This is a genomic window from Neobacillus vireti (assembly GCF_001026695.1).
In the GTDB taxonomy this organism is placed as follows: Bacteria; Bacillota; Bacilli; order Bacillales; family Cytobacillaceae; genus Neobacillus; species Neobacillus vireti.
The window spans coordinates 36,062-59,928 of record NZ_LDNB01000014.1 but is presented as its reverse complement, the minus strand read 5'-3'; the positions used below and the strand labels follow the sequence as shown (position 1 = coordinate 59,928).

At 39.0% G+C, this 23,867-nt stretch carries 27 protein-coding genes; 12 read left to right on the top strand and 15 right to left on the bottom strand.

From position 1 onward, the window contains the following. Positions 1–84 precede the first annotated feature (84 nt). Positions 85–1,047, bottom strand: coding sequence for a helix-turn-helix transcriptional regulator (locus AA980_RS17740; RefSeq protein ID WP_024028781.1), 963 nt, complete (start codon positions 1,045–1,047; stop codon positions 85–87). Between the two features lie 108 nt (positions 1,048–1,155). Here AA980_RS17740 and AA980_RS17735 point away from each other — a divergent pair, with 108 nt between their 5' ends. Together AA980_RS17735 and AA980_RS17730 are read left to right on the top strand one after the other, a co-directional pair. Beyond that, a complete protein-coding gene (locus tag AA980_RS17735; RefSeq protein ID WP_024028780.1) occupies positions 1,156–1,635 on the top strand; it encodes a GyrI-like domain-containing protein in 480 nt (159 codons plus the stop codon). A 15-nt stretch (positions 1,636–1,650) separates the two neighbouring features. After that, positions 1,651–2,115, top strand: coding sequence for a hypothetical protein (locus AA980_RS17730; RefSeq protein WP_024028779.1), 465 nt, complete (start codon positions 1,651–1,653; stop codon positions 2,113–2,115). Between the two features lie 130 nt (positions 2,116–2,245). Here the strand turns inward: AA980_RS17730 and AA980_RS17725 are convergent, their stop codons facing one another. The 3 genes from AA980_RS17725 to AA980_RS17715 form a co-directional block, all read right to left on the bottom strand. Further along, positions 2,246–2,761: an SRPBCC domain-containing protein gene (locus AA980_RS17725; protein WP_024028778.1), complete on the bottom strand. Its 516-nt coding sequence runs from the start codon at positions 2,759–2,761 to the stop codon at positions 2,246–2,248. Between the two features lie 29 nt (positions 2,762–2,790). Next, a complete protein-coding gene (locus AA980_RS17720; protein ID WP_024028777.1) occupies positions 2,791–3,135 on the bottom strand; it encodes an ArsR/SmtB family transcription factor in 345 nt (114 codons plus the stop codon). Between the two features lie 201 nt (positions 3,136–3,336). Then, complete coding sequence (locus tag AA980_RS17715) at positions 3,337–3,537, bottom strand: cold-shock protein (protein ID WP_024028776.1); 201 nt, start codon at positions 3,535–3,537, stop codon at positions 3,337–3,339. Between the two features lie 737 nt (positions 3,538–4,274). Here AA980_RS17715 and AA980_RS17710 point away from each other — a divergent pair. Then, positions 4,275–4,670 carry a hypothetical protein gene (locus AA980_RS17710; RefSeq protein ID WP_024028775.1) on the top strand — a complete coding sequence of 132 codons (396 nt, stop codon included), beginning with the start codon at positions 4,275–4,277 and terminating at the stop codon, positions 4,668–4,670. 274 nt (positions 4,671–4,944) lie between these two features. On the opposite strand, the gene AA980_RS17705 is transcribed toward AA980_RS17710, so the two are convergent. Together AA980_RS17705 and AA980_RS17700 are read right to left on the bottom strand one after the other, a co-directional pair. Then, positions 4,945–5,460: a DinB family protein gene (locus AA980_RS17705; protein ID WP_024028774.1), complete on the bottom strand. Its 516-nt coding sequence runs from the start codon at positions 5,458–5,460 to the stop codon at positions 4,945–4,947. Positions 5,461–5,647: 187 nt separating this feature from the next. Continuing rightward, the gene (locus AA980_RS17700; RefSeq protein WP_024028773.1) at positions 5,648–5,854 is read right to left on the bottom strand and encodes a cysteine-rich CWC family protein; all 207 of its coding nucleotides are present in this window, start codon (positions 5,852–5,854) and stop codon (positions 5,648–5,650) included. A gap of 296 nt (positions 5,855–6,150) precedes the next feature. On the opposite strand from AA980_RS17700, the gene AA980_RS17695 reads away from it, so the two are divergent. The 3 genes from AA980_RS17695 (at position 6,151) to AA980_RS17685 (ending at position 9,211) form a co-directional block, all read left to right on the top strand. Further along, positions 6,151–6,570: an SRPBCC family protein gene (locus tag AA980_RS17695; RefSeq protein WP_024028772.1), complete on the top strand. Its 420-nt coding sequence runs from the start codon at positions 6,151–6,153 to the stop codon at positions 6,568–6,570. A 613-nt stretch (positions 6,571–7,183) separates the two neighbouring features. Continuing rightward, a complete protein-coding gene (locus AA980_RS17690; RefSeq protein WP_024028771.1) occupies positions 7,184–8,410 on the top strand; it encodes an EAL and HDOD domain-containing protein in 1,227 nt (408 codons plus the stop codon). Positions 8,411–8,590: 180 nt separating this feature from the next. Next, complete coding sequence (locus tag AA980_RS17685; RefSeq protein ID WP_024028770.1) at positions 8,591–9,211, top strand: FMN-binding negative transcriptional regulator; 621 nt, start codon at positions 8,591–8,593, stop codon at positions 9,209–9,211. Positions 9,212–9,253: 42 nt separating this feature from the next. On the opposite strand, the gene AA980_RS17680 is transcribed toward AA980_RS17685, so the two are convergent. From AA980_RS17680 to AA980_RS27530, 9 genes are all read right to left on the bottom strand, one after another. Continuing rightward, positions 9,254–10,903, bottom strand: a complete 1,650-nt coding sequence (locus AA980_RS17680; protein WP_024028769.1) for a DUF4127 family protein — start codon at positions 10,901–10,903, stop codon at positions 9,254–9,256. A gap of 94 nt (positions 10,904–10,997) precedes the next feature. Then, positions 10,998–12,338, bottom strand: a complete 1,341-nt coding sequence (locus AA980_RS17675) for an FAD-dependent oxidoreductase (protein ID WP_024028768.1) — start codon at positions 12,336–12,338, stop codon at positions 10,998–11,000. A 56-nt stretch (positions 12,339–12,394) separates the two neighbouring features. Continuing rightward, complete coding sequence (locus tag AA980_RS17670) at positions 12,395–13,231, bottom strand: carbohydrate ABC transporter permease (RefSeq protein WP_024028767.1); 837 nt, start codon at positions 13,229–13,231, stop codon at positions 12,395–12,397. Further along, a complete protein-coding gene (locus AA980_RS17665) occupies positions 13,221–14,048 on the bottom strand; it encodes a carbohydrate ABC transporter permease (protein ID WP_082195771.1) in 828 nt (275 codons plus the stop codon). Before AA980_RS17665 ends, AA980_RS17670 begins: the two co-directional genes overlap by 11 nt. A gap of 116 nt (positions 14,049–14,164) precedes the next feature. Further along, positions 14,165–14,857, bottom strand: coding sequence for a hypothetical protein (locus AA980_RS17660; protein ID WP_024028765.1), 693 nt, complete (start codon positions 14,855–14,857; stop codon positions 14,165–14,167). A 62-nt stretch (positions 14,858–14,919) separates the two neighbouring features. Next, on the bottom strand, positions 14,920–16,212 hold the full coding sequence (locus AA980_RS17655) for an ABC transporter substrate-binding protein (protein ID WP_024028764.1): 1,293 nt from the start codon (positions 16,210–16,212) through the stop codon (positions 14,920–14,922). Positions 16,213–16,311: 99 nt separating this feature from the next. Next, on the bottom strand, positions 16,312–17,013 hold the full coding sequence (locus tag AA980_RS17650; protein ID WP_024028763.1) for a response regulator transcription factor: 702 nt from the start codon (positions 17,011–17,013) through the stop codon (positions 16,312–16,314). After that, on the bottom strand, positions 16,991–18,823 hold the full coding sequence (locus AA980_RS17645; protein ID WP_024028762.1) for a sensor histidine kinase: 1,833 nt from the start codon (positions 18,821–18,823) through the stop codon (positions 16,991–16,993). The genes AA980_RS17650 and AA980_RS17645 overlap by 23 nt, the downstream gene beginning before the upstream one ends. A 162-nt stretch (positions 18,824–18,985) precedes the next feature. Further along, positions 18,986–19,135 carry a hypothetical protein gene (locus AA980_RS27530; RefSeq protein WP_024028761.1) on the bottom strand — a complete coding sequence of 50 codons (150 nt, stop codon included), beginning with the start codon at positions 19,133–19,135 and terminating at the stop codon, positions 18,986–18,988. Between the two features lie 285 nt (positions 19,136–19,420). Here AA980_RS27530 and AA980_RS17640 point away from each other — a divergent pair, with 285 nt between their 5' ends. From AA980_RS17640 to AA980_RS17615, 6 genes are all read left to right on the top strand, one after another. Further along, positions 19,421–19,870 carry a CoxG family protein gene (locus tag AA980_RS17640; RefSeq protein ID WP_024028760.1) on the top strand — a complete coding sequence of 150 codons (450 nt, stop codon included), beginning with the start codon at positions 19,421–19,423 and terminating at the stop codon, positions 19,868–19,870. Positions 19,871–20,671: 801 nt separating this feature from the next. Then, positions 20,672–21,034 (top strand): hypothetical protein, encoded by a 363-nt coding sequence (locus tag AA980_RS27615; protein WP_024028759.1) that lies wholly within the window; start codon positions 20,672–20,674, stop codon positions 21,032–21,034. Between the two features lie 34 nt (positions 21,035–21,068). Continuing rightward, on the top strand, positions 21,069–22,196 hold the full coding sequence (locus tag AA980_RS17630; protein ID WP_024028758.1) for a hypothetical protein: 1,128 nt from the start codon (positions 21,069–21,071) through the stop codon (positions 22,194–22,196). A 9-nt stretch (positions 22,197–22,205) separates the two neighbouring features. Then, complete coding sequence (locus tag AA980_RS17625) at positions 22,206–22,958, top strand: hypothetical protein (RefSeq protein ID WP_024028757.1); 753 nt, start codon at positions 22,206–22,208, stop codon at positions 22,956–22,958. Then, positions 22,955–23,413: a DUF5085 family protein gene (locus AA980_RS17620; RefSeq protein WP_024028756.1), complete on the top strand. Its 459-nt coding sequence runs from the start codon at positions 22,955–22,957 to the stop codon at positions 23,411–23,413. Before AA980_RS17625 ends, AA980_RS17620 begins: the two co-directional genes overlap by 4 nt. Beyond that, a complete protein-coding gene (locus tag AA980_RS17615; protein WP_024028755.1) occupies positions 23,406–23,846 on the top strand; it encodes a DUF5085 family protein in 441 nt (146 codons plus the stop codon). Before AA980_RS17620 ends, AA980_RS17615 begins: the two co-directional genes overlap by 8 nt. Positions 23,847–23,867 lie beyond the last annotated feature (21 nt).

Here is a 23,867-nt window from a genome sequence, read left to right as displayed (position 1 = left end):
AAGTTTCCATAAACAAAGATTTTATTTTACTATTCAAACTGTTGCTACTCAAGCTCAAAATTATTTGGGTTTTAACCGGCGCTGTTATGGGCATATTAAGCATAGCCTCTCTTGTATACCTTCTAAGACTTCTTCTGGCACTTTCTTGACCTTGATATCCCCACCTAGAAAAAGCAGCCAATTTGTTATTTCGGTCAATTCTTCGGGATTATGAACATTGATAAAAGTCTTTAGAATGGCTGTGGTTTGGTAAGGATTCGTATAGGAAATCGACACTTTTAAAGGATGGTATTTTTTGAACTGGACAATCGCCTTTGGACCAAGTTCAAAGACAAGGTTGACTGCTTCTTCCTGCTTACTTAGTTTTTCTAAAATCTGTTTCTTACTTAATCTTTTTTTCGTCGGGTATGGGTCGACATTGGTGAGGTGGTCGACAGGAAAAATCTGCTTCTTTTCTTCCTTTAAGTCAAAACCCTCGATCAGCCAAAGGCTTTTTTCACGATACAGGTGCAAGAGATAAATTGGATAAGACTTGATTACCTTCTCTTCTTGGATCGTAATCAATAAATAGTGATCCAACAGAAGGATTTGAATGAGTTTTTCTAACATCGGATGGGGGAGGTCTGAAAGATCAAGCAAGTCGGGATTATAAGGGTTGGTCCCTTCAAAAAGCAAGATTTGATTTAAAAGAACAAGGTCATCTTGCTGGTTTTTTGAAATGAGGCCTAGTAATTTTTCACCTAATGACTGACGACTCTTTAGGTAAGGGAGTTGTTGATTTCTTGTGGCCATAAAGGCAATAAAAAGAGCTTTAATCTCATTATCGGTAAAGCGGACAGTGGGCAGGACAGAGTTGTTCATGACAAAATAACCCCCATCCCTTCCAACTTCAGCGACAAGTGGCATCCCCATGGCTTCGATTTCTCTGATATCTCTAATAGCTGTCGAACGAGAGATGTTGAATTCTCCCATGATTTCAGAAATAGTAAAGTGGGCTCGGTTGTTGATATACCGCATAATCGTATTAATCCGTTCAACTTTTTTCATCGGGACCTCCTAAACAGTATCACTTTTTGACATGATTTAAAGTTATTATAAACTCATCAAGTGGAAAAACAAATCATTTGATAAATTAAAAAAAGGAAGGTTTTAAAAATGACAAATTATACCATTGAAGAAAAAGACAGCTTTACCGTTTTAGGTATTGGAACAGAGCTTAAGAGTGATTACACAGACTATGCCGGCATAACCAAGGAAAAAGCAGACTTTTGGCACGCCGTAAAAGAAGATGGCAAGCTTGATACTTTAAAGGCCGTAGCCACAAATGATTATATTTTTGCCGTAAACGAAGCGGTGAATAACAAGATGATGCATTATGCTGGCGTCATGACAAAAGAAACACTGCCAGAAGCAACTAGAGTCATCCAATTTCCAAAGGGGGAATACCTGGTTGTGAAAGGGGAAGCGAAGACGGCTGAGGAATTAAGTAATACACTTACTGGCATTGCCTTTGGTCAGGCCTTGGCAGAAGCAAAGAATGTTGCCTATGTTGGCGGGCCAAATACAACAGTTGAGATGGGGCAGCGAAACGGTTTAGTCTTTGGTGAAATGTGGATTCCTGTTGTTAGGAAATAATGAGGAGGGTTGGAAATGTCCTATATCGTTGATTTTAAAAATGTGTCTACGGTTGGTTTAGAGTCTTCACCGGTAGCAGAAACGCTTGCTGGTTTGCGTGCGAATGAAGCTCGTTACTTTATGAACAAATACAAGCATGAATTTACGGTTGTACCAGCTAGCGAGTCCGGCGAGACCCTTGATTATGTGAACCGAATTTTGAAAGAAGAACGTGATATTGAGTTCGCGGCCAAACCTTTAGAAACATCGCGTTTTCAAGTGGAAAATATCAAAATTGCCTACGTCTTTTATGAGGATGGTCTTTCGATCAATGTCATGTATACGGTTGATGACCCTAAGAAGCGGGCCGTTGGTTTGAAGCTTTCTGAGGGGATGGAGATACCAAAGGAGTTAGAAGGGAAGTTTAAGTTTGCTAGGCAAAAGTCTAAACTGGCTGGAACCATTCGGGGCTCGTATTTTGTCATTAAAGGAGAATATTAAAGTACTAGGCATTCCAATAACAAAACAGCACCTCTCCATCAAATTAGAGGGTGCTGTTCCTTTTTTTGCAATAACATCATTTACTTATCCGCGGTCTCGAATCGCCATAAAAATCAGCGGTACGATAACTCTACTTCAGCGATTCTACTAGCTCGTTCAAACGGTCCCAAGTTTCGGTGATACCCTGCAGCATGCCCATGTCCATGACAGTCTTGAGAGCTTCAGCGGACACATATTCAGCACGGTTTATCAGCTTTGTCTTTCCACCCAAATCGATGAATTCCAATGTCATCTCGGTCGACGGCATGGAATCATTCACATTGTCCTCGGCATCCGAAAAGTAATCCGTGTAGACAATTTTCTCCGGCTCGATAATCTCCTTATAAACCCCTTTTCCCCATGCTTCCATACCAAAAAATTCACCAAGATTTTGATCGACACACTTCATACAGTAGTGCCAAACGCCTCCCGGACGGAAATCAACGGTGCAGACCGGAATCTCCCAGCCCCTCGGCCCCCACCATTGTTTCAGATGCTCCGACTCTTTAAACATCTTGAATACGAGATCACGTGGCGCATCGAAAACGCGCTCCAGTACCAGTACCCGATCGTTCTCTACTCTCGATACCATTTCATTGTTTGACATTGTAATTCCTCCTTGATCATGAAATAATTTTATGATTTTTCCTTGTTCTGCAATTCCTTCAAATAATCATCTAGATTGTCGAATCTTTCTTGCATAACACTCCGGAAGGACTGTATCCAAGAATCCAGCGCTTGGAAGGGTTCCGGCCGGAGCTTGTAGATGCGGCGGTTAGCCTCGGCCTGCACTTCCACAATCCCGTTGTCGCTTAGCACTTTTAAATGCTTCGAAGTTTGGGGCTGCCGGAGTCCCAGCTGGTCGGCAATTTCCCCAACGGTCAGGGGACCGTTACGCAAAAGTTCGACGATATTCAAACGATTTGGTTCAGACAAAGCGCTCAGCGTTGTCATGTTCACGCCCGGAATCTTCCCTGACATGTTCCTCACCTCGTCAAGTGATGGTCTCCGGTTAAAGCACATCTACATCATCACTAGTATTAACTTCCTATTGAATCGATTATACCTTCATAGGAATATTCCCGTCAAGGAATATTCAAAAACTAAAGTATCCATTTTTGACCAATGAAACAAAAAAAACAGACTCTAAAATAGAGCCTGTCTTATATTAGACAATTATTATTAAGCTTTACGTACGTTAGTAGCTTGGGGTCCACGTTGACCTTGTTCTACTTCAAAAGTAACTGTTTGACCTTCGTCTAATGATTTGAAGCCTTCGCTTTGGATTGCTGAGAAGTGTACGAATACATCGTCTCCAGCTTCGCGTTCGATGAATCCAAAACCTTTTTCTGCGTTAAACCATTTTACTTTACCTTGTTCCATGTGTGTTTCCTCCTGCTGTGTGCTTTTGCACACAATATGTTACTATCCTTGCTATCAGTGATCATTAAGACGAAAAGTTCAACTTATACTATCCTTTAAACCGCCGAACAAAAATAATTCTACCTTAGAATACCACTATTCGAAAGTGTTTGCAAGTTTACCATCCTTATTTCACAAACCATTCTTTATGAATATTAAATCTCCCATTTTAAGGAGTTACTTGCCATAATAACCCCCAGCACGTATCTTTAAGGAAAGCCCCCTAGGAGTGGCGGGCAGGGAACTATTCTTAACAAGCTAATTAGCATAATAAGTGGAAAAAAAATGCTCAGTGAACTCTGAGCATTTTTGTATATATTAGCTTATTAAGCATCCTGATAATAAAAAAAGACTTTTTTTCATCTCGAAGAAACAAATTTATTTTTTCCTTTTCGATTTTCCTAATAAACCTATTGCAGCCGCTACTCCAATGCCGAAACCAAACCAAGCAGCCATACTCACTACCCTCACCCCCATTGAGACAAAACGTTTCCTTATTGTATTAATATGACTTAAAAAATGCGAAAATTTCACTACCTGAGAATACGTATTAAGAAGTATTTAATGTTTTTCCTTTTTAGTATATGGAGTTTATGGGATATATTGTATAATTCATTATAAGTAGGGCGGTTTGTTTTTAACATCAAAACTTGCTTTTGTAAATTGTTATGTTAATTAAAATCGGAAGGAGGCTTTTTGTGAAAGAGTTATTAATCCATGTAGCCGCAATTATCGTGGCAGTGGTGTCAAGTGGTATTGCTATCTTTCAAGTCTTACTTTTTTTAGGGTTTCCACTTGCCGAATATAGCTGGGGTGGTAAATATCAGGGTGTATTACCAAAGAAAATGAGAATGATGAGTTTGACATCAGCATTATTACTACTCTTTTTTGGTTTTATTTTTTTATTATATTCTAAGATTTTAACAGTATCATTCTATTTACCAACGAATATTTTAGTCATAATTATTACTATTTTTATGGGTTTAAATACATTAGGGAATCTGGCTTCAAAAAGTAACAAAGAGAAATTGATTATGACTCCTTTAGCAGGTATAACATTTTTATCGTGCTTACTTGTAGTTATCTTTGCATGAATACAGAGCAAAGTTCAGTTCATACGGACTGGGCTTATTTTTTATTTTTTTGGCTGTGGTAAAAGTGAATGTTGATTTCCACCAGCACTTACACCTTGTTGCTTCTCGGTGTTCTGACTCATTAGCTCAATAAGAAGAACTGCCACAATGACAGCTCTAATTTTAACACTATCCTCTGTTAGTTAAAGGAAGGTAAATATTGTACCTTTGACAATTGGTTTGGAGGGTTAATTTGTGTAGTCGCTTAAACAACAATCCGTTTATATCCATAAGTTTAGCACCGCACATCTAAAAGTAATTTTATCTCTTTAATTTGTTCAATGTGACGCTGTTCATGTAAATAAATCTGTTCAATCCATTGATCAAGCGGTAATTCACCAAGAGCAGGATGACCCACTGATTTTTCTGCCAATATCGATTGATCTTCTATAGTACTAAGAAACGTCATCAATTTTTTTCTCGAAGCGTTTAACAAATCAATTATTTGCTGCACTTCAAATGGTTCTGCACTTGGTTCGACAATCTTTGGAGCCTTAAACTTTTTCGTTCTATCCAATATGATATGGTGAACGTTTTTACGTTCTTTCTGAGTACGATCACTCTCTTTTAATCCCCATACAATCGCTTTTATAGATGCCTCTTCCACTAAAACTAAGTGATGGCAAACCTGTGCAATACTCCACATATCCGTATCAGGTTTACGATTAAATTGTGCATCACTTAATAAAGTAATCACCTTTACTAGGTTATTTCTCGTTTCAAACAGATTGTCATTTACTAAGTTATTCATGAGATTTCTCCCTTCACTAGAAAGTACGTACTTAGATTCCTATTCTGTATATATTCTCTGCGATGAAAAGTATTCTCCTGAGTTTTCCTTCACATTATAAGTTTAATAGCTTATTGAGCTTCTTTTTAAAGAGATAAAAAGGTACTGCCAACGGTTAAGTGCCATTCTTTAGCCAATCCTTGAACATCTACCTATTTTTAATTATTCTCTGCTCTTCCTTGTATTTATTTAAACAATTTTTACATATACAATGCTTTCTTCGACTTTCTAGAGGAACTAATTCAAAGATTCCATTAGGAAATTCTTCTACAGAACACCAGCAGTTATTCAGTTCTCCAGCACCTGTCATACATTCGTTTTCGTTTCCACATATAGGACAATTTTTATTGGACAATTAACCCCCTCCTTACAAATTTTAACGTTATGATAATTTTAGCATAACTTATTTTCTCATTGTGCGACTAGCCTGACCTTGAACAAAGAAAAAGCAATCCTTCCGTTTGTTGAATAAAAAAAAGACAGCATAAGTTTTGCAGCTTAGGTTAGTGATAGCGAGTAAATGAATGACAAGGACTGTAAAAGGAGACAATGAAGAAGTAGCGTAATATTTCGAAATCATCTAAAATATAGTCAGGCATCTATTGTGGACATCGCTTAAAAAAATTGCTATTAAGAGAGGCGGAAAATCAAATGGAAGCATCTAATAAAGTAACTGTAGAAACAACAGTTCAAGCACCAGTAGCAAAGGTATGGGAATATTGGACAGAGCCAACTCATATAAAAAAATGGAACAGCGCTTCAGATGACTGGCACACACCAATTGCTGAGAATGATCTAAGGGCAGGCGGGAAATTCCATTCAAGAATGGAAGCCAAAGACGGCAGTTTTGGTTTCGATTTTGGCGGAACTTATGATGAAGTGAAATTACATGAGGTTATTGCTTATACACTGGGTGATGGAAGAAAAGTTAACATCACTTTTAAAGGCCAAGAAAACCAAACCGAAGTTATTGAAACATTTGATGCAGAAACTACCAATCCAATCGAGTTCCAACAACAAGGATGGCAGGCAATCCTAGATAATTTCAAAAAATATGCGGAATCTATTTAAAAAAGCAAAGAAGAGATGCCCTTGTAATCAGTTTTATAAGGGCACTAAATTAAATCAGTGGCGTGAATAAGGCACAAATAAAAAAGTGGCATGAGTCTGTGGCTATGATTATTCAATATCCACGGATTCTGCCATTTTTTATTTATATGATTATCATAATAAGTGTGGTGTCATTTTGTGTTATCTTCTATACATGCAATGAACTCTTATCAACTTTCGAAAAATTTCTAGGCTTGGCAGACACTAGTATTTTCAATGAAAATCGTCTCAAGCCGGTCAGAAAGGATTAATTGGAATTATCTACCTGTTTTTTCTTCAAATGAATCTCTTCAACTTGTAAGGGTGTCATATATCCTTCATCAACAGCAATGACCCCAAACGTTACATGAACAGACTTCTGAAATCAAAATTTGGCAAAATTTAATTTTTTTAACCTTATTCGAGGTAATAAGATAAAAATTTTCAAAATTTTTACAAACTATTGAGTAACATCGTTTTTTAAGATATATTTAGTTTATATTAGGAAAATTTATATATATCTGGGATTATTAGATCTTTGCTATTCAAATTTCGTGTAACTTTCATTTTAATGCTAGATTTTTGGGGGTGTATTATGGATGTTTTTGTCGCCAGACAGCCAATATTCACAAAAACGAAAGAGATATTTGCTTATGAATTGCTTTACCGAAACAATCTAGACAACAGTTTTCCTGAAATAAACGGAGATGTCGCTACGACTGATGTTATCATTAATAGTTTTATTAATATCGGAATGGATGAACTTTCTAATGGTAAAGTCTGCTTTATTAACTTTACTGAAAATCTACTGAAACTAAGGCTTCCGACCTATCTCCATCCAAATGAAATTGTAGTGGAACTATTAGAAACAATTGAACTAACTCAGGAAATATTGGATATATGCCAAGAACTAAAGTCTAAGGGTTTTCAAATCGCGCTTGATGATTTTGTTTTAAAAAAAGATAATCCATATTACTTCCCCTTATTGGAACTTGCCAATATTGTGAAGGTTGATTTTAGAGATACCTTGCCCTATATGAGAAAAATAATCGAAAGGCTTTCTCTAAAATACGACTATACCCTGCTGGCAGAAAAAATCGAAACGATAGAGGAATTTGAATCAGCAGTAAAATCTGGATATGAATATTTTCAAGGATATTTTTTTTCTAAACCTGTCATTCTATCTACTCATGATGTACCAGAGTATTTTCAAAATTATTTTCCTATCATTAATCATTTGTCTCATAGTGAACCAGATCTCGATTTGATAACCCAGTTAATTGAACAGGATGTATCGCTAACTTATAAACTACTTAAACTTAGTAATTCCCCAGCATATGGCTCAATTAGTAAAATAAATTCAATTAGACAAGCCATTGTTCGCCTTGGATTAAATGAACTTAAAAGGTGGCTCTATATTCTATCACTCAGGGGAACGACCACAAGAAAGAATGAATGGTCTAGAGAATTATTTAACAATAGTCTCATTCGCGCAAAAGTGTGTGAACTTATTTCTTTACGTAAAAGTAATCGAAAGGAATCTTCCTCCTACTTCTTAACCGGTTTGTTTTCTTTAATGGATGCATTGCTAGGTATGGAGATGGAGAAGATACTTCAATTAATACCACTTCAAGATGACATTTGTGATGCTCTAATAGGCAAAGCTAATCAGATGAAAAACACATTGGATTTGATTACTTCGATAGAAAGAGGAGCCTGGGAGGACGTTAGCCTTTGGTGTAAGAAGTTGCAAATCCAAGATGATATTGCCTTGGACTGCTATCATGAAGCATTTATTTGGGCTAAGAATTTAATGAATTAAGGTACATAGGAAGTACTTTGGGACAAGGAGCCTGTCCCATTGTCCCATTATGATAGGTTATACATTGAGATTGACGTGTTTTAAACAGGAATCTTAGCTATCACATTATTTCACGAAACCTTAAGTAGTGAAAAGGATGCAAAAACGGAAGTAGGTCAGTTGAAACGAGGCGAATTAATTATGTATATACCTAAATATTTTAAAATTGATGATGAAGAAATTATTTATGACTTTATCGAAAAATACAGCTTCGCAACTTTATTTTCTCAGCATAACGGTGAACCGTATGCTACTCATCTCCCACTGATATTAAATAAAAGTGAGCATGCTTTATATGGTCATTTTGCACGTCCAAACGAGCAATGGAAGGATATAGAAAACCAACAGATTCTTGCGGTTTTCCAAGGTCCTCACTGTTATATTTCCCCTTCTTGGTACGAAACAAGCAAAGCAGTACCTACCTGGAATTATGTGTCTATCCATCTATATGGAAAGATGGAGATTATCGACGATGAAAAAGCAATATACAATTCTTTAAATGACCTGGTAAATAAATATGAAAATCCAGACAGCTCATACAAGTTAAATGATGTAGAACAGAGTTTTATCGAAGGAATGAGTAAAGGGATTGTTGCGTTCAAAATAAAAATCATAAAAATTGAAGCCAAAGCTAAATTAAGTCAAAATCATTCTGTTGAACGACAAGAGTTAGTTATTAAGCAGCTAGAAAGTACCTCCGATCAAAATAATAAACAGATTGCATCCCTTATGAGAAAAAATCTACAAAAATTAAATAAATGAAATTGAATTGGGACGAGGCGCCCGTGCCTCGTCCCACCTTCATTAATTCAATTTCAATGTTGGCTCAAGTTCGGCTTCAAAGATTCGCGGCCAAGGTAGTTTTACATGGACTCTTTCTAATGAAGAGATTGTTTTATAAAAGTCTTTGTTTCCCCTTGAGCCAATGTAAATCTGCTTACCATCAAAGTATTGATACCAGTATTCAGTTTCTTGTGTAAGTTTCTCCTTAACAAAGCTGTTTACTAGGTCATATTTGTCACCAAGGGAAAACTCGCTTGCCCCTATTTGTTGGATATAAGCTCGTGCTGCCGGATGGACAACATTTTTATAGCCCTGATCTTTGGCAAACCGGTGAAGTAAAAATTCGTAATGTGCTTTCGCCGTTTGTTCATACAATGGAACCCCAAACCCAGATTTTTGAGCTAAAAAGACATACCTTGAAGCAGCATGACCAACAGTAATCCCAAGTGCATTTCCAGCAGTGTTCCAGCCACTATAGGAAAGAATTTTTGTCAAATCTACCTCCGAGGCAAGCTTCATGACTAATTCTTCATCGGCCTTATTAACAATCAAAACATCCCCAATGGCGACCTGCTTACCATTTGCGATTAACTCTTTAGTTCTATTAACCAGTCCATCAATATCTTTTGATCTCGTTGAACTGTTAGACGAAGGTGTATTTAACAAAAGGTAAATATCTGCTTGTTTTTCATTCCCAACAATCGTACCACCCGCTGAAGTAATATGCTTTTGCACATTGTAATCAAAAGTAGTATCTTCAAAAGGCGCAATCCAATCCTTTCCGTCGATACCTCCGTATTCAACAAAGAACTTTGGTAAGGAATGGAAGAAACGGTTAACAAATCGGGATACCAATACTACATCCACTTCATCTGCACCGGGAAAAACGGAAACTTGATCCTGAACTTGAAGTTCATTGACCTTATCAATTAATAGCTCCCTCTCCGCACGATGAACTCCATAAGGAGCAGCATCATCTTGGGATAAAATTAAATAGTCAATGTAACCCTGATCAACCCAATCAATCATTAATTTGTTCACTGTGTGATTTCTAGCTCTAGCTTTCTTGTAATCTTCTAAAACAGCAGCAGGGATTAATGACTCAAGTTGTGCTAGTCTTTCTTTACCATCCATTCCTAAATTAACGACCTTATCATACAAAATCGCCCATTCGCTTATAAGAGAATAATACTTTTCATATTCATCGTTAATAGCCGTTACTGCCAGCCTTTGAATCGTATCGTATACATATACAGGCTTATTTGGATATAATTCTTTCAGTTTCTTAATGACCTGAATATCCTTAAGCGAGTCATCTAATGATTTAACACCTGTACGTGAAGCAACTAGACCTCCATATGCAAGCATACTTGTGGAAATGACAAACCCATCTGCCTTATCAGCATTTTTGAGTATCCATTTACTGATTTCCTCACCATTACCCGGTTCAGTGAAATAACCAATCATATCCTTTGGCGGAATCATCACTTCTACACCCGATGACAGTCCAACATGCTGAGGAAAGTAAATATTGGCTGGGCGATCATCCAAAGGGACCATTAAAATGGTAGCCAGCGACTTCTCCTTCCCAGCAGCTTCAATCATCCCCATAGAACTAAACAATAAAACAACAGCAAGGCCTATCGAAAAAATTTTTCTCCAATGCTTCACGATTTTCCTCCTTTTTTTGACAAAAGACCATGGGGACGGTTCTTTTGCTTCAAAAAACTTAGTTAATGAAGCATGAGAACCGTCCCCATGCTTCTTAAAGTACTACCCCATTTCCAGCTAAATGTGCCCTTAGCTTGGTGATGTTTAGGTCTTTTGGTGCGACATGATCGGTGATGGAGAGTGCTGCTGCGACTCCGGCAGCCTGCCCCGTTGCCATTGCACTTGGGGTTAGTCTTGTGGTGGCTAATGCTTCGTGAGTGGTTGAAATACACCTCCCTGCTACTAATAAATTATCAAATTTTTGGGGCACGAGGCAGCGGTACGGGATGCCATAGCTGCCATCTCCTTCGATGTCTTTTGCTTGAACGCCTTTACCACTTGGATCATGTATGTCAATTGGGTAGCCGCTTAGAGCAATGGTATCCTCGAATTTCTTGCCATTTACAACATCCTCAATGGAAAGAACATATTGGCCATCAATCCGACGTGTTTCGCGGATACCGATTTGAGTTCCCACAGCAGAAATAGATGCCTTTTCAAAACCCGGAATTTTCTTTTGCAGGAACTCTGCCATCATCAGTACTTGTTTTCTTCCTTCTTTTTCCCCCGCGGATAAATCAAACACATCTGTTCCATCCAGCCCTTGCACACGGGTACAATTGACAAGCACTTCATCTTCCTCCGGCCCTGCGAAAAAGAGAACTTGGTCCCGATTAATAGGGACACCGGATTCACTCCATTCCTTATAAAAGCCCTGAACGCCCGTTAAAGGAATGTGATCTAGTTCTTCTATGGGGGTCTTCTTGTAAAAATTACTCGGATTTGCCTTCATCGCCTCTTTTACTTTTTCAAGGTTTACACCCCTCATCCGGAACTTCATCGTCATTGGCTGGGTTTTATGGTCATCATCTCTTCCTTTTAAACAAGGAGCGCCGGAAAGGTACGCGATATCGGCATCCCCTGTCGTATCTACAAATCTCTTGGCAAAAACGCGGATAGGGCCAGATTTTGTTGCAAGACCAAGCGCGGAAATTTGATTTCCTTCCACTTCTACTTTATCTACGAAACTATGAACAAGCACTTCAACTCCAGCTTCCTCCAACATATCTAATGCCAATAGTTTATATTTTTCCGGATGATAAGGGGTTAACGAATAGGTGAATCCGACCGTATCACGTAAATGGCCCGGTGAACCGTTTATGTCCATTAACCGCTCGACAATTTCTTGAGCAATTCCTTTGATAACTTGCTTACCGGAATTCGTATGAAAGGTCATCCACGGATACACCAGTGCAACCGTCGACATCCCTCCCAAAAAACCATATCTTTCAATCAGAAGTGTTTTTGCTCCGGCTCTCCCTGAGGCAATCGCTGCATTGATGCCGGCCGGCCCCCCGCCTGCAACCACAACATCAAAAGTTAGTTCTGTTTTCAAACCAGACACATCCTTTTAAAATTTTTTCCGCCTGTCATCCCAATATCCTTTTACAATTATTTTCCGCCCGTCATCGTGACGCCCTCGATAAACTGTTTTTGGGCAAAGAAAAAGATAACTAACAATGGAACAGTAGCCATCACCGACGCACTCATCAATAACTCCCACCTTGTTCCTACTTCATCCGTGAATAGGGCCAGAGCTAATGGCAGGGTCATCAATTCTTTTGAATTGATATAAATAAGCGGCTCGTAAAATTCATTCCAGCTTGTTAAAAAGGTAAAGATTGTTAACGTTGCAATCGCCGGTTTTGAAAGCGGCAGCATGATATTCCAGTAGATTCGAAAATAGGAGCAGCCATCTAACTTTGCCGCCTCTTCTAATTCCTTTGGAACCAATAAGAAAAATTGTCTCATAACGAAAATCCCAAACACTCCCGCCGGACCTAAGATAGGGATAGCGATTAAGGGAACATGGGTGTTAATCAAACCTAAATCTCTCATGAAGAGGAAAAGTGGTATCGTAATTACTTCGACAGGAATCATCATCGTGCTTAATAAACATAAAAACAGGAGATTGCTTCCTTTAAACTTCAATTTTGCAAAGGCATAACCGGCTAGTGAACCGAAGAAAATCGTCCCAATTGTGACTAAAACGGCAATGTAAAAACTATTAAAATAAAATAGATGGAATGGAGTCGTTTTTAGGACATGTAGATAATTTTCCCACCTAAATGGATCAGGAATGAATTGAAACGAAAATATTTTAGTAGAGTCCTTAAATGATGTGTTAATCATCCATAAAAATGGAACAATCATAATCAAAGAGATAATCGATAATATTCCGTAAAAGCTTATTTTTATAAAAATATTATTTTTTTTCTTATTGTTCATGGAAAACCCACCTTTTTCTTACACTCCATTGAACGAGTGTAAAGAATAAGATAATCACAAATAAAACAATGGCAATGGCAGAAGCGTAGCCAAAATCAAACAATTTGAAGGCATTCTCCCAAATATAATAAACTAATACCTTCGTATGATTTCCTGGTCCGCCGCCTGTCATCACATAAATCTGCCCAAATACCTTCATCGAGCCAATTACGGTTAAAATTAACGTTAAAAAGACAGTCGGTGTAATCATAGGAAGGGTAACATTCCAAAATTGTTTAAGTTTATTTGCACCGTCTAAATAGGATGCTTCGTAAAGGTTTTTATCCACCTGCTGTAGAGCGGCAAGAAATAGAACCATATTTAGACCGACATTTTTCAACGCACTTACAACAATAACAGCACCCATTGCAAATTTTGGGTCGTATAGCCAGGCAGGACCAGTAATGCCAAAAACATCGAGTAGTTGGTTAATAAATCCTTCATCCGTTCCAAACATGTACTTCCATATGATTGACCAAACGACAATAGAGGTCATAACCGGAATAAAAATAGCCGTTCGAAACAGGCCAATCCCGGGTAAATGACGTTGCAGAAGCAGCGCCAGTAACAACGCAATCACAATGTTTAACGGAACCAAGCCCCCGGAAAAAAGGAGTGTATTTTTCATAACCTCCCAAAAATCAGGGTCATTCACTAGACGCTGGTAATTCTCACTGCCAATAAAATTGGGGTCACCTAGGAGCTTCCAATCTGTTAAACTCATATATACGGAATAGATGAAAGGAACTAACATAACTAGTAAAAAACCAATCACCATCGGACTAACAAATAAGTAGCCATAAAAGGCTTCACTACCCCATATTTTCCTTCGTATCTTTTTAACAGGCAGGCCCTCTGCTGCTTTCACTTTTAACTCCAACTTCGCTGCCTCCTTTACAATGAATCAATCGTTTCTCTAAAAGATGAAATGGCTCCTTTAATACTTTCTTCTGTTTTTCCAATTACAACGGCCCCCAGCATTACGGCTTTTACCCCAGCCTCATAAAGCAAGGGAATATCCGATGGCTCAATCTTTCTTTGGGACGGGACCATTACAGGGACATCAACACTTTGAACAAGCGCATTATAGGATAGAATATCTTTAAAGGTCAAAGGGGTCCCGTACTCTTCTCCAGGAATAATCGACGCTTCAAGCGCAGACACTCCAAGATGTTTCACCTTACCCAACTGACTAAAACGATACTCATTGGTAATCGCAAATGTCTTTTCCATCCCTCCTAGCTGCATAAGCCAGCCCGGCTTATGGTGGGCATAAATAGAATAGAAATTAAAACCTAATTGGATTAACTGCTCCATCTCCATTCGCTTGATATCTTCGAATTCGCCACCGGGAACAATTCCAAGAGGACCGGAAAATTCCTCTCTAATTTTGCGGAAAACTTCTTCATACGTGTTAACGGCAGCAAAGCTGTTTCCCGAGGCACGATGATGGACATTCACATGCAGTTTAATCACATCAACACCGGCGTCAATGGCTGCCCTTGCAAGATCCAATCGATTTTCCGGCAGACTGACAATTAAGGTAAGTTTTTTCGTTTCTAATAAATGTGTTAAGGAAGCACTCAATGTTTTACACCCCTAGTAAAAGGGATGCGGTTAATCCATTTAAGGATTAACCGCATCGCGCTTTATTTCTTCAACAATGGATCAATCTTATCTTCCATACCTTTTAATATATCCTCAGGCTTTTTCAACTGGCCAAATAATTCATCAAAGCCAAATTGAATCGCATTATCAATTTTTTGCCACTCGATATGTCCCGCTTGTAGTCTTGCATTGTCCATTTCATCGATGACAGCTCGTTTAATGCTTTCCGCTGGCGGATTATTCGGCTGATTCACAAATTCATCCGAGCTAAGGACCGATTCACGCGGCGGTACAAAGTAAGTAGAAGTCGCGGAAATTCCCTCATGGCTTGTAAAGAACTTCAGCAGTTCTTTTGCTTCCTCCGGATGCTTAGAACCTTTGAATAATCCATATCCTGCCTGCCCTAGCATTGGGAATCTGCCTTCTGGTCCTTCAGGAAGCGGAGCGATATCCCAAGCAAAATCCTTTACTTCACGGGCACGGGAAACATAACTATATACATCAAAGAACATACCAATTTTTCCAGACTCAAAGCTTACTTGCTCGCCAGCTTTCGGATGGGATCCGTCCTTAAACATCATTCGGTCAAGCATCTTTAGTGTCTCTACACCCTGGGAACTGTTCCATGTGAACTTTGTTTGATTCTTATCAAATAAATCCCCGCCATAACTCCAAGTGTGTGATAATAATGGAATCCAAGTATTCCAATCCCGGAAGAAGTTTGCACCGTAAGTTCCTTTTGCTGAGATGGCTTTTGCGGACTTCTCAAACTGTTCCCAATTCCATGTTCCAGCCTGCACATGCTCGTTTGGTGTTTTTTCACCAGCCTTCAAGAACAAATCTTTGTTGTAAAACAAAACCTCTGGTGGTGTTGAAAATGGAATGCCAAATAATTTATCGTCTTTTCTAAACAAATCCAAAGTGGACGGGAAGAAGTCGTCCATCTTGTATTCTTTATCGTCTTTGAAAGATGAAACATCATCTAATATGCCATTTTGCATGAATTGTGGTACCATTCGCTCTGCTACCCATCCTACATCAGGCAATTCTCTTCCGGCAGCTAGTACGGTAATCTTTTGTTGATAGTCAGGGAAAGGAACGCTTTCCATTTTCACCTTAATGTTTGGATGTGTTTCATTAAACTTTCCGATTAACTTGTTATAGACCTCTTGGTGGGCTTCATTTCCCCACATCATAAAGGTCAATTCCACCTGCTTATCTTTCGCTTTTGACCCTTTATCATTTGAGGCAGTGGTAGTGGAATCTTTGTTACACGCAGATGAAACCGCTATCAAAAAAATAACTAAAAAAATGATTCCAAGCTTTTTTATCATGTTATAACCTCCCTTTGTTTCTCATTTTAATGAAGAAGGGATTGAATAAATATCCTCTCAGAACTAGAAATAGTTCGGTATTCTCATATTTTTAAAATTTTAAGAAAATTTACGGAACCCTATCGGCGTGATCCCAGTTTCTTGCTTAAATACCGTCATAAAATGCTTTGGACTTTTATAGCCTGAAAGCTGTGCAACCTCATATACCTTTAAATTGGTCTCTTTTAATAACTTCTTGGCCCTTTTTAACCGTACCTCCACCATATATTCCGTAAAGGTCATTCCTAACTCAGACTTAAACAATTGACCAACATATTGTGGATTCAAAGATACATGTTCTGCAATTTGACTGAGTGCAATTTCACGGCTTAAATGGTCATCGATAAATTGAAGGATAGCCTGAAACTGCTTGGAAACAGGCATACTTTCTGCTTTGTTTTCCTTAAAGATAGTTGAAATGGCTTCAGTCAGTTCAATCCGGTTGATTGGCTTTAGAAAATAATCCGTTATGCCATAACGCATGGCCGTTCTGGCATACTCAAAGTCACTATGGCCACTTAAAATGATAATCGGAACATCCTTGGAAATTTGTCTTACCTTTGAAATAAAAGTAAGGCCATCCATCCCTCCCATCCGGATGTCCGTTATGATTAAATGGGGAATTCGCTGGTGGATAATGGATACTCCTTCCTCACCGCTTTTTGCCTCCAATACTTGAAAACCACCCATAACTTGTTCCAGTAAAACCTTTAGACCTTGTCTGATAACTGCCTCGTCTTCAACCACTAATATTTCTTTCAATTTTCTCTGTCCCCCTTCGTTGAATCGGCATTGTCAGGATAACGGAAAAACCGCGATGTTCTTGACCATCTAGCTTCATCCCGTATTTTTTCCCATAAAGCAGTTGGATTCGTTCGTGAACATTTGGCATAGCAATCCCGGTATGGTTTTGAGTTGGATTTGTTTCTCCTGTTTCCAATGATTTCCTTAGCACTTCTAACTTTTCAGTTGTAACTCCTTTGCCATTATCATCAATTATGATCTCTACACTTTCATTCTTACTTGCTGCTTTGATAACAATCCGCCCGCCTTGTACAAAAAGGCCGTGGATTATGGCATTCTCTACAAGCGGCTGTAATACTAGCTTTGGAATGAGGATATGATGTAAAGATGGTTCAATTTCTTCAACATATTGAAGATCCTCCCCCATCCTTACCTTCTGAATGGCAACATATGAATGAATAAAAGACAACTCTTCCTTTAAGGTTACTATTTTAGAAGAGTTATCAATGGTATACCGTAATAATCTGCCAAGAGAGGAGACCATATCGGATACTTCCAAATTCCCCTTTGTTAAAGCAAGCATATTAATCGTCTCTAATGTGTTGTAAAGGAAATGAGGATTCATTTGACTCTGCAATGCTTTGATTTCCGCTTCTTTCTCCCGCAACCCTGTTTTGTAAACTTCTGACACCAAACGGTCTATTTCATTAATCATATGATTGAAACCATTTCCCAGCTGGCCGATTTCATCATTTGATTGTATCGACACCCTTTGATTCAGATTGCCCTTTTGAACATTTTCCATCGCTTTTCTTAACGTATAAATAGACCCTACCAAAGGTTTGGAAAGCATAAAGGCTAATAATAACGAGATAAAAATACCTATTAAAACAACCACGATCATCACTTTACGGATGTGGTTTACTTCACTTAATATCGTTGCACTTGGAGTTAACATAATCATTTTAACTCCTGAATAGAGTGACTCATTATATACCACCAAATAGTTCTGATCCTTAATGGAAATATTCATATGATTGTTTTCTTTGAGCAGATTTATTTTTGACAAAATCGTATTCCCCATAAGTTGATCTTTTTCTTTTGGATAAATGAATTGATTCTCCTTGTTTAGAATAAAAATGCTGCTAGCTTTATTCGTTCTACTTAAAATATCTTGAATTAATTCCTCCTTTAAATCGATTTTGATAATCCCCAGCGGTTTATACGACTCCGGGTCTCTAATCAACCTCGCAACAGAAAAAACAGTGACATCTTTGCGTAAATAATAATTAGGCTGGTGGAGAGGAAGCAGTACCCACTTCCCGTCAGCTTTCTCAATTGTCTTCAACCATTCACTATTCCGATCAAACACTTTCAGCATGACGGTATTAGAATCTAAATTACTGAAGATGGTTCCATCATTGCCCATGATATGAATTCCCTTAATTTCATTTCTCATATGTATCAAACTAGAAATATAACGCCATAATGTAATTCTTTCATTTGCAGGCGGAAACATCGTTTTATCACTTGGTGCTTGGTGGTTTATAAGAATATCCATTACCTCTTGATTATAGAGCGGGGATAATGAAGTGATTTGCATTTCTTTCAGATAGCGATCTAAATTTTGATTGATTTGGTCTGCTAATTGGATTTGATACTCCTCTGTACGTTCCTGGCTTGATTTTGCAACTTGATAATAAGTAATACTTCCAAGAAGTATTCCCGTAGTCAAAATAAGCAGTGAGAAAACAAGAACTAATTTAACCCGATACGGAAGTGATAGTAACGATCTTTTGATGTTTTGTTTAATAGTCCTTAATTCCATTCGAATCCCCTTCACCCTAAATAATACCTTTTTACTTCTTTCTACATTTTTAGCGGATATTCCTTTGTTGGGGTGAAGAATGGTGAATGGTTTATAATCGGAAATTAATGTAAGTTGTTTAATTTTAAATCAGAAAAATAAAAAACCACTCTGAGTGGTTTTTTAGTCGCGCATTGCTCCTGCCTCTCGGGAAGTCATTGCACCTTGTCCTTGGCTTACATCTTTTTGAATTTCTTGTTTTACTTTTTGTGCATCAGTTGCGGCAAATTCCGGCTTCATAGTAGAACCCAAATTCTCTTTATCCTGCTGCATACAAACCCTCCTCAATTTACTATTTAACAATCTTATTATTTACAAAAAAACACTCGATATGCCCCGAGGATTTGAGCAAATTCACTTAAAGTAAAAAGGGCTTTTGTTGAACAAACGTGTGACTGCAGCGGTCTTTTTTCTGAAAGTGTTATTCTGCAATTCTCGACATATTTCGGGTAGCACCGGCATCCAAAACGCTTTGCCTGTCCCCATGTCCCGCAATTGCTGGAGAAAACATATAAATATATGGAGGTCTTTATATTGAAATGGGAAGAAGGAAAATGAATGCCGAGCGGAATGCATCAAGTTGAGATAGGCTTACCAATCAATATGGTTTGGGATTTTGTTAAGGATATGGATAACTGGGCTCCACTTATTCCTGGATATATTCAACATCGGAAATTTTCCAACCGTCAATCCACCTGGGAATTTAATAGTAACATTGGATTCATAAAGAAAAAGATTAGTCTGATGGTCACGATAAAAGAATGGATTGAACCAACACGGGTCACTTTTCATTTAAATGGATTAAATGAGGAACTTTCAGGCGGAGGATATTTCCTAGCAGAAGCGATAGATACAAATAAAACGAGCATAACAGGCTTTCTAGAAATCACCGCTGCTGGCGCAATGGGTCCACTGGTTAATACGGTTTTAAAGTCTTATCTTCCTAAAGTAACAAAAGAAATGGCTACAGCTATCTCCACAAAATTGGAGGAGCTTAATAGAATTTAATTTTGGATCTAATAAAGGGCAGTCCTTAAAAGTCTTTGGACTTAAACATCTATTAATACAAGAATTAAGTGAGCTGCTCATTTTATTGGAGTAAATGCGAGAGATGCTGTAGCTCACTAACGGCGTTCTTATTTTGCATAATTGGAGGAAACTGCGACGTAAGTTCTCGAGGACCGAGGCAATCACCAATTAATATTCAGGAAATGTCGTAAGTTTTGAAAATGAGGTAATATGTGAGTGGATTTATGAAGTAAGTCGCTCAAAATAGGTCGTAAGTTCTCGAGGCTTGAGGTAATTACCAATTAATATCCAGCAAATGTCGTATGTTTTGAAAATGGGGTAATAAGTGAGTGGATTTATGTCGTAAGTGGCTCAAAATATGTCGTAAGTTCTCGAGGCTCGAGGTAATTACCAATTAATATCCAGCAAATGTTGTAAGTTTTGAAAATGAGGTAATATGTGAGTGGATTCATGTCGTATGTGGCTCAAAATAGGTCGTAAATTCTCGAGGTTCGAGGAAATTTCCAATTAATATCCAGTAAATGTCGTAAGTTTTGAAAATGAGGTAAAATGTGAGTGTATTTATGTCGTAAGTGGCTAGAAATATGTCGTAATTGACATCGATTTGTCCTTCATCAAGCCTATGGCTTGTCCCCTCATCCCACCACTGTCGCCCGGCCAGCTACCGCACCCCTGTACCTAGGACCTTTCTCCTTTACTCATAGGAAAAACGATTCATTTTTTGCGTTTTTCCAAAAAAATCTAATCAGAAATAATACAATAGGAGGAGGTGATGAAATTATGGAATTTAATCTAAGCAATGCCCTTAATCAAGGAAGACGGGTAAATGATATTGCTGCAGATATTAGAGGAAGTAAAAACAGTTTGAATACGGTGAAAGGCAGCCTGGAAAGCAGCTGGAAGGCTACTGAAGTGACCTATATTAATCATCATTTTGACAACTTGACAACAGAGCTTTCCCGGTTGGCAACCGAATTAGACTCCATTGGACACGATATTCAAAGTACAGCAAATGAAATACATAGAGAAATAGAAGAGAAAAAAGCAGCAGAAGCGAAGGCGAAGGCCGAGGCAGAAGCGAAAGCAAAGGCGGAGGCAGAGGCAAAAGCCGAAGCCGCTGCTAAAGCCAAGGCAAATCCATAAGGAAAGAGTCGACTCTGGAGGTGAAAACGGAAACATGTCTCAAATCAAAATCAATACTGGCAGCGTTGAGCAAAACAGCAGTCTTGTCCGGCATCAAGCGCAAAAATTAATAACGGCCAAAACCAACCTGCAATCCACCACCCATCAAATCGATAGCCGCATCTTAGCACGAAAAAATCTCAGTGGCAGGCTCCAGGCTGTTAACACTTCCCTCGATAAACTAACGAAACAAGTAATGGAATTAGACAGCTTTTTAAAACAATCAGCCAATTATTATGATGAAGCCGAGAAAAAAATCACCGGCTCAAATGACTGGAAAGTGCTAGTCCGCAATTTCATGCTGGGCGCTACTGCTATGGCCGTTAACCCGAAAACCCTTCTTCGGGCAGGTAAGGGCCTTTCCTTCAGGCTATATCGTAAAGACGGAAAAGTCCTCATTAAGGTCGTAAGAGGAAAAGTAGGCAGCCACCAGGAATTTTCAAAGTACTATAACTTAATGAAGCAAAACCTCAGCGGAACAGCTAAATGGAGCCGGACTTTCGTCACAAAATTAGCGAATGAGGGTGTGGCGCTTTATGACGAAAATCGCGGCCGTTTTTTTAACAACCGCAATAAATTTATGAACACCCAGTTTGATGACTTAAATAAAGCAGTCCGAAACATTGGTCAAGATCAAGTGAAGCTAGTGGGAAGAGCGGCAAAAGATGGGTTTACTGGCGGAGTGAAGGTTTGGGACGATTTTAAAGGCTGGAAAAATGCCCAAGGCCTGGCAAACACCGGAAAAGCCCTGGGAATCCTCGGAACAGGCCTCACGGTGTGGAGTGATTTTCAGGACAGTTTCCAAGATAAGCATACCGGACAATGGAACTATAACTCAACGAAGGTAAAAGAGTTTGGCGTCAACCTTGGCGTTGATATCGGGATGGCAGGCGGGGCAACGGCGATAGGCGCAGTTACAGGTTCCTTCTTCCTCCCTCCTGTTGGCACCGTTGTCGGGGGCCTTGTCGGATTTACAATCAATGCCGCTGCCAATTTTAAATTTGGCGGACCGCCGGCGGAAAGTGTTACCGACCGGGTAAAGGACATTGCCAATCACCCGATTAAGACGGCAAAAGCAATCGGAAACAAGATATCCAATTCGCTTAAAAAAATCTTCTGGTAGGAGCATCTTATGTTAAAAAATAGTAACGAAACAGATTTCTATGAACTGAAGACAGTGGCGAACGGGCGGTTAAGCCCTGATCGCATTTCTGCCTTTTTTTGGGTCACTTTTTTAATCAGCGCGGTTTCCACCATCGTAGTGACCGTGGGAGCCGACTCCATGATGTTTATTCGTGATGCCTGGATTCGATTTATTAGAATCGATATTTATTTATTACTGGCACAGCTCGTGATTGCGATCTTTTTCACCTTTTCAAAAAATACATATAAATTTCAAAAGATCCAATCGATTTTACTTGCCATCATCGGTTTAAAATTTTCACTTGATTTTTATAAGGTCTATTTTCTCGCTCTTGAAGACCGCCTTGCTCCAGACTATATGTGGACCACAGGTTATGTTCTGATTGGCGGTGGTCTGGTCTATTTATTCCTTTCGACCTGGCGGGCAATTATTCGAGTTAAAAAAGGCGCCTTCCAAAAAGGCGGAAAATTACTCTACGATTTTCAAACATCCAAAGGTCATATAAGTCTATCGTTTGTCATCGGAGCTACGATTTTTGGGGGTTCGATTATCAAAACACTGTCAAGCAATGGTAGTGGTTTCGCTGAAATCTACATCCTGCTGGGGGCATTTGTCCTAATACAGTACTTTATTGCCATCGCCTGGCCAGAGTTTTTTCTATTAGCCTACTGTAAATGCCGGTTTGATTCCTTTTCGAAAAAGCCGCCTAAAAAACTAGCAGAACGAGGTGTGAAACGATGAATATTAAACGGAAACCGGTTGTGTTTCATAATGTGATAAGCGCGAAAGCCACATGTAAATCGGAAGAATGGTTTGTGAGCGCCGTTGAATTAAGAAATGCGGTCATCAAAAGCGGTCTATATGGGACAGGCCCAGTCATCTATCAATTTGCAAATTATGACCCGAAAACCGATTTAGCCGATTATACCTTTTACTTGCCGGTGAATGCCCCGATTGAGCTTGGGGAAAATGGGAAATATCAGTTCTATCCGAAATGGGAGTTTGCCGACTGCCTGATTTTGCGCCATGCTGATTTAGAGGAAGACCTGGAAGAATCCTATGAAATACTGCGGGCCTGTGCCGACGAGTTCCGTTTTGATTTGCAAGAGCCATTTTACCATATTTATTTAGATGTATACGGTGGCGGGATCATTGATATTTATGCCCCGATCGCAAAGGGGCGGTTGGATGATTAACCCAAACGATTCCATCCGCTTCTCCAATGTCCTTTCGCGAAAATATCGCTTCCATTATCTAGATATGAATGAGGCTCTTGAAGATTTTTTAAACGATGTTGGCTCTCTGAAGGCAGCAGTGCGCGGCCCGCTCTTCTACTCCATCCACAATGTCCCGCTCGATGAGATGGTAAACGCGGAAATTTTCATGCCGATGGAGGAGGACTGGATTGAACCCGTGGAAGACATGCGCTTCCACACCTATTTCAGCATTGAAAACATGGTCTCACTTTGCCTCGCAGAAAACGTCGAGGCAAAGACAGAAGCCGCCTATAAGCTGCTTTTCGATTATATGGAGGAGCATAATCTGGAGCAGGCAACACCAATCTTTCATGTTGTTTCTGGTGATGAAAATTTTCAGTATTCGTTTATTAAAATTGGGGTTAGCGAGTAAGGAATGTACTTGCACTTACAC